Consider the following 1,475-nt stretch of genomic DNA (forward strand, 5'->3'; position numbering starts at 1 on the left):
GGGGGGGGGGGGGGGCGCGCGGGGCGTGGGGGGGGGTGGTGGTGGGGGGGGGGGGGTCGCTGTCGGTGTTGCCCGCGGCGCGCCCGCCCCCCGCGCCCCGGGGGTGCGGGCCAGGTAGACGACGCCCATGCCGCCGGAGCCGAGCCGGCCGAGGAGGCGGTGGCCGGCGATGGCGGACGGGTCCGACCGGTGCAGCGGGCGCAACGGTCAGCTCCCCTTGGCCTTGGGCGGGGTGCCGGGGGCCCAGCCCAGCGGTGCGTAGCGGCCGTTCCTGACGGTGTACAGATAGGTGCCGACACCGCTGAAGTTGCCGTCCTCGACGAAGCCGTACTCCCCCATGGCGCCCTTGTAGGCGGCCTTCCGCAGGAGCGGGGCGAGGGTGGTGCGGTCGGGGCGCCGGCCGCCCTTGTAGGCCTTCTCGACCTCGGCGGCGAGCATCAGGGTGACGTCGTACGCCTCGCCCGTGTAGTACGCGGGGTCGGTGCCGTACCGGGCCCGGTGGGCCGCGACGAAGGCGGCGGCCTCCTTGCGGGTGCCGGGCTGGACGACGGGCGCGCCGACGACCCAGCCCTCCGCGGCGGCGCCCGCGCCCTGGAGGAACTCGGTCCCGAAGACGTGCTGGCCGGTGATCCGCATGCCGGTGAAGCCGAGCCGGTCGAGGGTCCTGGCGGCGCGGACGGCGCTGGGGGCGAGCCCGGCGTGGAAGTACGCGTCGATGCCGGCGTCCACCATCTCGCCGAGGACCCGCTCCAGGCGCTTGGCGCCGGCGGGGATCACCCGGGGGTGCGGGACGACGCCGCTCCCCTTGAAGCCGATGGTGGCGCCGACGGAGTACTGCCAGGAGTAGTTGTCGTCGGTGCGTTCCTGGAGGAGGCCGGGCCGGGTGACGGGCCGGGGGCTCTTCGCCAGGACGTGGTAGGCGAGGTACAGGGCGGCGAAGTTGTGCCGGGTGCAGGCCCGGACGATGCTCACGCCCTGGTCGAGCGCCGGATTGGTGAGCAGGTTGTAGCCGGCGGAGACGGTGATGACGGGGAGGCGGGCCTCGTCGTAGGCGGGGAGGGCGGCGTAGCCGGTGTAGTCGTGGCTGGGGCCGATGATGCCGAGGACGTCGGGGTCGGCGGTGAGGACGCGGGCGGCGGCGGCCCCGCGCGACGGCTCGCCGCGGTCGTCGGAGACCTTCACGTCGAGCGTGAAGGGCTTGTCCCGGCGGGAGTTGAAGGCGTCGACGGCGAGCCGGACGCCCCGCTCCTGGGCCTGGCCGACGGTCCTGCCGGGGCCGCTGAGGTCGGCCTGGACGCCGATGGTCCACTTGCGCGTCTTCGGCGCGGGGCCGGGCCGGGGGCCCTTGCCCTCGTTCCCCCCGTCGTCGCGGAGGGCCAGCCAGCCCGCGCCGCCCCCCGCCGCCACCACGGCCCCCCCCGTGGCCAGGAGGCGTTCACCGCGCCGGCCCCGCGCCCGGGGCGCGGCCCCGGCCC

Annotated in this window: 1 protein-coding gene and 1 pseudogene; both read right to left on the minus strand. The window is 76.8% G+C overall.

The window, feature by feature from the left end; translation table 11 throughout:
- Nucleotides 1-204 (minus strand): annotated as a pseudogene (locus tag ACFW1I_RS05955) (hypothetical protein); the annotation flags it as partial.
- Between the two features lie 3 nt (nucleotides 205-207).
- Nucleotides 208-1,475: branched-chain amino acid ABC transporter substrate-binding protein (locus tag ACFW1I_RS05960; RefSeq protein WP_384666440.1), on the minus strand; the 1,268-nt coding region annotated here is incomplete at its 5' end.

This window comes from Streptomyces sp. NPDC058955 (assembly GCF_042741435.1).
Classification (GTDB): Bacteria; Actinomycetota; Actinomycetes; order Streptomycetales; family Streptomycetaceae; genus Streptomyces.